The following is an 8,078-nucleotide window of genomic DNA, read 5'->3' as shown; positions in this document are numbered from 1 at the left end:
CGCCACGGGTGGACCTTCCCCTATTTGTACGACGAAACCCAGGACGTCGCCCGCGCGTTCTCCGCTGCCTGCACCCCCGACACGTTCGTGTTCGACGGCGAGCGCCGGCTCGTCTATCGCGGCCAGCTCGACGACTCCAGGCCCGGCAATGGCAAGCCCGTCACGGCAGCCGACGTGCTGGCCGCGGTCGACGCGGTGCTCGCCGGGCGGGCGGTAGCTCCCGACCAGCGGCCGTCGATCGGCTGCGGAATCAAGTGGCGATGAAGCAGTCGAGCAGACGAGGCAGGTCGCACTCGTGAAAGTGGTCGTGGCAGCTTATGGAAGCCGCGGTGACATCGAACCCTGTGCCGCCGTCGGTCGCGAGCTGATGCGCCGAGGCCACGAGGTGACCATGGCCGTACCGCCGGACATGCGCAGCTTCGTCGAGGCCGCCGGACTCGTCGCTGCCACCTACGGCAGGGACACGCGCGAACGGATGAACGCGGCCGCGAATTTCGTTCGTCAGGTCGACAACCCGCTCCATGCGCTGCCTGAGCTCATGGACGAGGTTCTCCAGATCTCGACGGAGAAGAACACCGCTCTGGTCTCGCTGGCGGCGGAGGCCGACCTTCTCCTGGCAGGCATGAACGAGCAGGGGCTCGCCGCGAATGTGGCCGAATATCAGCGGGTTCCGTTCGCCGCGCTGCATTTCTTCCCGGCGCAGCTGCAGCCTTCCGGTGGGCTGATTTCGAACCTCAAGACGCAGGCTGAGGTGGCCCAGCGCCAGATGCTGGGCCTGCCGGATACCCCCGCGGCGGGTTCGCTGGAGATCCAGACCTACGACTACCTCTGCGCGGCAAAGCTGGCCGACGAATGGCGAGAAGCCGATGCTGCGCGGCGGCCCTTCGCCGGCTCGCTCACCCTTGAGCTGACGACGGATGCCGACGAGGACGTTCTGTCCTGGATCGCCGAGGGAACGCCGCCGATCTACTTCGGCCTGGGCAGCACGCCGATCGATTCCGCGGCCGACATGGTCGGCATGGTCAGTGCGGCCGCCGAGCAGTTGGGCGAGCGGGTGTTGATCTGCAGCGGGCCCAACGATTTCACCGGTGTCCCCCATCCGGACCGCGTCAAGATCGTCGCCGCGGTGAACCACGCGGCCGTCTTTCCGGTGTGCCGCGCGGTCGTTCACCATGGGGGCGCCGGCACCACGGCCGCGGGTATGCGGGCCGGGATTCCGACGTTGATCCTCTGGCTTTGGCTCGATCAGCCGATGTGGGCGGATGCGGTCGTCCGGCTGGGCGTCGGTTGTGAGAGGCAGCTCCCGGCCACCACGGCGGAAACGCTCGTCGAAGATCTGCGACGCATTCTGACGCCGGACTGCGTCGCGAGGTGCCAGGAGCTTCGCACGCAGATGACCGAAGCCGCCAAGAGTGTCGCCTATGCCGCGGGTCTGCTGGAAGAACTGGTCGTGCCAGCCGACGGCTAGCCACGTGGGGTTCGGCCGCGCCGGGGCACGTGCCCTGCGACAGGCGGTCGAATGCGGCAGGCGTCTGCTCTGGCGCACAAGGTGGTGGGCTAGGCTGTGCGCCCAGAGTTTTCAACTCGGCAAGGAGAGCATGCATGCACCGGGTGGCGATACTCGACGACTATGCGGGTGTCGCCCTCGACGTCGCCGACTGGTCGCCGGTGCAGACGCGTGCCCAGGTCACCGTCTTCGGCCACCACCTCTCCGAGGCGGAGGCCGCGGCGGCGCTGCGCCCTTTCGACGTGGCGTGCACCATGCGTGAACGGATGGCTTTCCCGCGCAGTCTTTTCGAGCGACTGCCCGACCTTAGGCTGGTCACCATCGTCGGCACGAGCCTGCCGAACCTGGACATGGACGCGGCCACCGAGTGCGGTGTCGCAATTGCCCACTCGGACTTCGCCGATCCGCGCTTCCGGTCGGTGCGGGACGCCACGCCGGAATTGGCCTGGGGCCTGATGATCGCGACCGTTCGCCACCTTGCCGAAGAACATCGGCACATGCGCGGCGGCGGCTGGCAGTCCACCGTGGGAATGGCGTTGTGGGGCAAGACGCTTGGGCTGCTCGGCCTTGGCAGGACCGGCAGACGCATGGCCGGGTACGCGAAAGCCTTCGGCATGGACGTCATCGCGTGGAGTCACAATCTCACCGAGGAGTCCGCGGCCGTCGTCGGCGCCCGCCGCGTCGACAAGGCGACGCTGTTCGAAGACGCCGATGTCGTCTCTGTCCATCTGGTTCTGTCCGAGCGCACCCGCGGTGTGGTCGGTGGCCCCGAATTGGGCGCGATGAAGCCGCACGCCTACCTGCTCAACACGTCGAGGGGTCCGATCGTCGACGAGACGGCGCTGCTCGCTGCGCTCGAATCCGGGCGCATCGCCGGGGCGGGTCTCGACGTCTACGACACCGAACCGCTGCCCGCGGATCATCCGCTGCGGCGGCTGCCGAATGTGACGCTGTCTCCGCACCTCGGTTACGCCACCCGCGAGATGCTGGGCGCGTTCTACGCCGACACCGTCGAGGCTGTCGTCGCGTGGCTGGACGGTGCGCCCATCCGCATCGCCAACCCCCAAGCGTTGCAGCGATACTGACGTCGCCGCCGCCTCCGTTCACGCCCACGAGTGCGCCGACACGGCCAGTTGCCCGAAGCGCTTAAGGGCCAGCAGTTGCGCTACCCGACAATGTTTTTCGGCATCACGGTGGGGCGGACCCCGTATCGGGGCATGCCGTAGTTGAGTACCGAGCCGCGTTCCCCCGCGCCGGGCGTCGGCGTCCCCGGCACGCCCGGCATACCGGGCATACTCGCTGCAGCCTCCGGTCCAGCACCCGGAGCGGCGCCGGGAATTGCGGTGGTCGCCGGAGTGGTCGCATTCGCTGGGGCGACTGCGGACCAGCTCTGTGGCGCCGACAAGGCCCCCACCAAATTGGCCCGGCCCATCCCTGCCGACACCGTGCCCCCAGTTCCCTCCAGCGGGGTGACCGCCGACACCACGGTCGGTGCCCCCGGGACAGCACCGCCCTGAATCGAGGAGGCGAGTCCGATGCGGTGGACAGCACTGGCTCCGATCGGACCAATGAGCGCCACGTCACCGGCCGACACGAATCCACTCATGGACGCGGCCGGAAACCCGGTGTCTCCGGTGGTCATCAAGGCGGTGCCCAGGGAGCTGTGTGTCGCCCCGTCCAGCGTATTCAGCAGCCCGGGAAGCCCCGACGTTGTCGTGTCGGAATCGGGCGCGACGAGGCTCGATGATCCAGTCGCCTTCGACGACGAGGCCCCCAGGGGCGACGAGAGTTGGTGCAGTGCCGATTGCAGCCCGGACATTTTGTTGGCCACGCCGCCAATGGCGTTGCCCGAAGCACGGGTGGTCGCGGCGGCTTGACCGGCTTGACCGGCCGGGTCGGTGGTCTTGGGGGGCTGGGAGAACGGTCTCGGTTTCGACGCCGTTGCCGACGCGCCGGCATACTGATACATCGCCGAGCTGTCCTGGGCCCACATTTCTCCGTACTGGGCCTCGTGAGTGGCGATCATCGGGGTGTTCTGCCCCAAAACGTTCGTCGCGACCAGCGACGCCAGTTGGGTGCGATTGGCGGCGATCGCGGTGGGCGGCACGTGCTCGGTAAAGGCGGTCTCGTAGGCAGCTGCGGCGGATGTGGCCTGTTCGGCAATCCGCTCCGCTTGCGCGGCCGCGATGGACATCCACTCGATATAGGGGGTGACCGCGACGGCTAGGGACCTCGATGCGGGGCCGAGCCATTCTTCGCTGGTCAGGTCGGAGATTGTGGATTCATAAGCACTCGCTGTCGAATGCAGCTCGCTGGCCAGCCCATCCCACGCCGATGCGGCGGCCAACATCGGTCCCGACCTAGGGCCAGCATAAATGCGCGCAGAGTTGACTTCTGGAGGTAGTGCCCCGTAATCCAAAGTTCCGATCATCGATGAACCTTCCTGTTCTTTTTCTCCTCAATTAATCACGCAGGGGAAGAAACGAATCCGCCGACGCAACCCACTGGGACCGAGGAACCCCGTGCCACCGCACGACACGCACCGTCGGCATATCCACCCCGCGACCGAAACCACGAAAAACCGAGTTCGGCGCCAATGTAATCATCGTCGTACACTCCCCTCCGAGTCAGAATTCACAAAATCTCAGGAAAATACACCCCCACCGATCAAACCGCGAAAGTCGAGCGGCATACCGCACGTGGCGATCTGCGGCCGTATACGGTGTGTCATGGTTACCCAACGAGAGCCGGTTGGTGACAGTGCCGCCCGATGATGAGTCGGTACTGCAGGTCGCCGCCCTGGCAGTGAACCTTGAGGGCCAAACGGTGCTCGCGGAGGTGTCCTTCGGTGTGCGAGCAGGAGAAGTCCTGACCATCTTGGGCCCCAACGGCGCAGGAAAGACAGTCTTGCTGCGTGCGCTACTGGGCACAGTGCCCCATGACGGCTCGGTCAGGTGGAAAAAGGGCACCCGTATCGGGTATGTCCCGCAACGGCTGCCCTATATCAAGCACGTCCCGCTGTCGGTCACCGACTTCTTCGCACTCAAGCGGAGCGTCAAAACCGAGGTCGCCGCAACGCTCGCCACCGTCGGGCTGCCCGCGGAGTTGGCCACCCGCCGGATCGGCGACCTGTCCTCGGGGCAGTTTCAGCGGGTGCTCATCGCATGGGCGCTCGCCGGCGATCCCCACGTGCTGTTGTTCGACGAGCCGACAACCGGGGTCGACGTCCGCGGCGAAGAGACCGTGTACGCACTGCTGGCGCGGCTCCATCGGGAACGGAACCTCACGATGATCATCGTGACCCACGATCTCACGGTAGTGCACCGGCTTTCCTCGACGGTGCTGTGTCTAAACAAGCAACCGATCTGCCAAGGCGCGCCGTCATCGGTGCTCACCGCGGAGAACCTGCGGCGGCTATACGGCGCCGAGGTGAAGTTCTACGAGCACAAGCACGAGTAGGGACATGCAGACCTTCGTTCTCAGCCTGATCTGCGGGACGTTCATCGCCGGCTCCGCCGGTTATCTCGGGTCGCTGATGTTGAGCCGTAACATGGCGCTTGTGGCCGGGCCGCTCGGTCATCTGACACTGCCGGGAATCGCACTCGCGCTGCTGTGGGGCTTCGACGTCTCCCTCGGGGCCTTCCCTTTCGTCATTCTCGGCGTCGTCGTGATCTGGTTGCTCGGGCTGAGAACGAAGCTGCCGATGGAGGCGCTGACGGCCGTCGTGTTCGCATCCGGCGTGGCGGCCGCGTTTTTGTTCCTGCCGATCAACCAGGCCGAGACCGCGCTGGTGGGCGACATCGCCAAGGTCGGCATGGGTGATACAGCACTGGTCGTGGTCTCGTCGGGCGCTGTGATGTTCGCCGTGTTTCGGGCCTTCCCGAAGCTGGTGCTGGTCAACGTCTCCGAGGAGCTGGCCGCCGCCGAGGGCGTCAACGTCAAGCGCTATAACCTGCTCTACCTGCTCTTGATCGCAATCGTCGTGTCGCTCGGGGTGAAAATGGTGGGCGGGCTGTTGACGGCCGCGTTGGTGGCGATTCCAGCCTCCGCCGCACGAAACTTAGGAAAGAACCTCACTCAGTACACACTCGGCGCCACGGCGATCGGCGTCGTGTCGGCGGTGGCCGGCATCGTCCTGTGCCGGTTGACCGATTTACCCGCGGGGCCGCTCGTCGTTGTGGCGAGCACCGCGGCGTTCCTCGTCACGGTACCCTTCGCTCGCTGATGCCGGGCCCGCTTCTCATCGGCTTGTCGATGACGAGCACCTGCACGGCGCCCAGCCAGGGGACATCACGCCCCAGCATGGCGGCGAAGGGCTCCAGGTGATGCAGCAAACCGGGGCGCGACGCCGTGAACAGCTTGCCCCGCAGGCGAATGCTGCCATAGCGACGGCCGAGGCGTCGCAGGCGCCTCCGGCTCAGGAAGGTGGCCGTCGAGTAGGGGCTACGACGGCCGGGCCGGTCGAGTAGTCCCCACAGGCTACGCGGGTTCAGCGCAAGGACGACGATACGACCGCCGGGCCGGGTGATGCGCGCCAGCTCCGCCATGGCCGCTGCGGCATCGGTGAATTCCAGGGTCGCGAGCGCGATCGCCACATCGGCGACGGCGTTCGGCAGCGGAAGGCGCAGCATATCGGCGCGCACAAGGCGGCCAGGCGCGCGGGTGGCTGCTACTGCGAGCATCCCGGCCGAGATGTCGATGCCCAGGACCCTGTGTCCGCGACACGCCAGGAACTCCGCGAGTCGTCCCGTGCCGCAGCCTACGTCGACCACGAGTCCCTCGGAGTGCCCTGACATTGCCGCAGCGACCGCTGCCAGCTCGATCGCCCACGCGTGAGAGCCCCAGGGCTTGTCGAACCAGGCGTCATACGCGCGGACCTGTGGGGTCGTGGTCAGTTCATCGGCTTTCGGTCGTGCCCGTATTTCCGGAGCGCGTCGAATCGCGCGCCACCCGTTGCGTCATGCGCTCGAACCCGCCGTCTCTCGATGAGGCAACCGGGCAACGATCACAGGAATCTGAGCGGAATTGACCACCGCCCGGCTCACCGAACCGAGCAGCATGCCCGGGAAACCGCCACGACCGTGGCTGCCGACCACCAAGAGCTGGGCGGCGTTCGCCTGCTCGAGCAGTCGGGGCGCCGGTAGGTCGCACACGACGACCTTCCGCACGGTGACATCCGGATAACGCTCTTGCCAACCACAAAGACGTTCAGCCAAGGCTTCTTCCTCACGGACTTCGATGTTGCGCCACTCGATCGGCGCCCAATTCATACTCGCGAAATCCAGCGGACCCATGTCGCTCCAGGCATGCAGGGCAACCAGTTCCACGCCGCGGCGCGACGCCTCGTCAAAGGCGATCCCGGTGGCCAACTCCGACGTCGGCGACCCATCGATGCCGACCACGACCGGCGCCTCGGACGAACGGAATGCGGGCGGATCCTCGTCGTGGACCACGCAGACCGGGCAGTGGGCGTGCTGGACGAGGCCGGAGCTGACCGATCCCAGCAACGAGCGGCTCACCGCCCCCTGGCCGCGGCAACCCACCACCACCATGTCGGCTTGCCCGGAGAGGTCTACCAGGGCAGGAACTACGGGAGCGAACAGCACCTCGCAGGTGATGTGCGATGCACGATCGGGTGAAGTCGCGTCGACGGCGACCCTGCGGGACTCCTCGACGAATTGACGCGACCAATCTTCCTGGTACTTGGACGAGCTCGTTGGCGAAGGCGGTTCCACCCACGGTTCCACGGGAGTAACCACCGGCGCGACGACGTGAACCAACCGGAGAGCGACGTGGCGCATCGCGGCATTCCGCGCCGCCCACCTGACGGCTTGGACCGAAGACGGCGAACCGTCGACACCCACCACAATTCCGACCGGTTGAACTGCCATGAGGTCGACGTTAGGCGGGGGTACGGACCGAGTCAGGAGACTTTGGTCACCAACCGCGCGAACGACCGACGCGGCGACACACCAGGCCTCCGAATTGGGTTTGCACACATGAGGGCACATGCATAAGTTACTTCGTGTGACTGCGGTGGGAGCGGGCCGGTGAGCACGGGTCATTCACACGCGCACGGGCATCCCTCGGCCGACAGTGATCGGCGGTGGCTGATCGGCGCGCTGCTGGTGATCGTTGCCTACATGATCGGCGAGGTCGCCGTCGGCGTGATCGCGAGCTCGCTGGCGTTGATCTCCGATGCCGCGCACATGCTCACCGACGCCGGTTCGATCGCGTTGGCGCTGTACACGATTCGGTTGGCGGCGCGCCCTGCGTCCGGGTTCATGACCTACGGGTGGAAGCGTGCGGAGATCGTGTCCGCACAGGTGAACGGTCTGACGCTGGTGCTGTTGGCGGTATGGTTGGCCGACGAGGCGATCCGCCGGCTCATCGACCCGCCCCAGGTCACCGGCAGCTTGGTGTTGATCACCGCGTTGGTCGGCATCGCGGTGAACGTGGCGGCAACGTTGATGATCGGTCGCGCCAACCGCACCAGCCTCAACGTCGAGGGGGCGTTCCAGCACATCCTCAACGACCTGTTCGCGTTCGTCGCCACCGCCGTGGCCGGCGG

Annotated in this window: 9 protein-coding genes; 6 read left to right on the top strand and 3 right to left on the bottom strand. The window is 66.4% G+C overall.

Annotation, left to right across the window (positions count from 1 at the left end):
• From AC2VOK_RS10555 to AC2VOK_RS10545, 3 genes are all read left to right on the top strand, one after another.
• On the top strand, positions 1-264 hold a 264-nt coding region (locus AC2VOK_RS10555), incomplete at its 5' end, for a thioredoxin domain-containing protein (RefSeq protein WP_486944286.1).
• Between the two features lie 31 nt (positions 265-295).
• Positions 296-1,468: a glycosyltransferase gene (locus AC2VOK_RS10550; protein WP_428900419.1), complete on the top strand. Its 1,173-nt coding sequence runs from the start codon at positions 296-298 to the stop codon at positions 1,466-1,468.
• A gap of 134 nt (positions 1,469-1,602) precedes the next feature.
• Entirely contained in the window at positions 1,603-2,592 is a 990-nt protein-coding gene (locus tag AC2VOK_RS10545) for a D-2-hydroxyacid dehydrogenase family protein (protein WP_428900418.1), read from the top strand.
• 80 nt (positions 2,593-2,672) lie between these two features.
• On the opposite strand, the gene AC2VOK_RS10540 is transcribed toward AC2VOK_RS10545, so the two are convergent.
• Positions 2,673-3,938, bottom strand: coding sequence for a PPE family protein, SVP subgroup (locus AC2VOK_RS10540; RefSeq protein ID WP_428900417.1), 1,266 nt, complete (start codon positions 3,936-3,938; stop codon positions 2,673-2,675).
• Between the two features lie 323 nt (positions 3,939-4,261).
• On the opposite strand from AC2VOK_RS10540, the gene AC2VOK_RS10535 reads away from it, so the two are divergent.
• Together AC2VOK_RS10535 and AC2VOK_RS10530 are read left to right on the top strand one after the other, a co-directional pair.
• Complete coding sequence (locus AC2VOK_RS10535) at positions 4,262-4,966, top strand: metal ABC transporter ATP-binding protein (RefSeq protein WP_428900416.1); 705 nt, start codon at positions 4,262-4,264, stop codon at positions 4,964-4,966.
• A 4-nt stretch (positions 4,967-4,970) separates the two neighbouring features.
• Positions 4,971-5,732, top strand: a complete 762-nt coding sequence (locus AC2VOK_RS10530; RefSeq protein ID WP_428900415.1) for a metal ABC transporter permease — start codon at positions 4,971-4,973, stop codon at positions 5,730-5,732.
• Here AC2VOK_RS10530 and AC2VOK_RS10525 read toward each other — a convergent pair.
• Positions 5,710-6,402, bottom strand: a complete 693-nt coding sequence (locus tag AC2VOK_RS10525; RefSeq protein WP_428900420.1) for a class I SAM-dependent methyltransferase — start codon at positions 6,400-6,402, stop codon at positions 5,710-5,712. The genes AC2VOK_RS10530 and AC2VOK_RS10525 overlap by 23 nt on opposite strands.
• Positions 6,403-6,465: 63 nt before the next feature.
• Positions 6,466-7,398 carry a universal stress protein gene (locus tag AC2VOK_RS10520; protein WP_428900414.1) on the bottom strand — a complete coding sequence of 311 codons (933 nt, stop codon included), beginning with the start codon at positions 7,396-7,398 and terminating at the stop codon, positions 6,466-6,468.
• Between the two features lie 159 nt (positions 7,399-7,557).
• Between AC2VOK_RS10520 and AC2VOK_RS10515 the strand changes: the two genes are divergently transcribed.
• Positions 7,558-8,078, top strand: a 521-nt coding sequence (locus AC2VOK_RS10515) for a cation diffusion facilitator family transporter (protein WP_428900413.1), incomplete at its 3' end; no start/stop codon positions are given.

The sequence above is a fragment of the Mycobacterium sp. TH-M116 genome (assembly GCF_057473685.1).
This window is presented reverse-complemented; position numbering and strand designations above follow the sequence as displayed.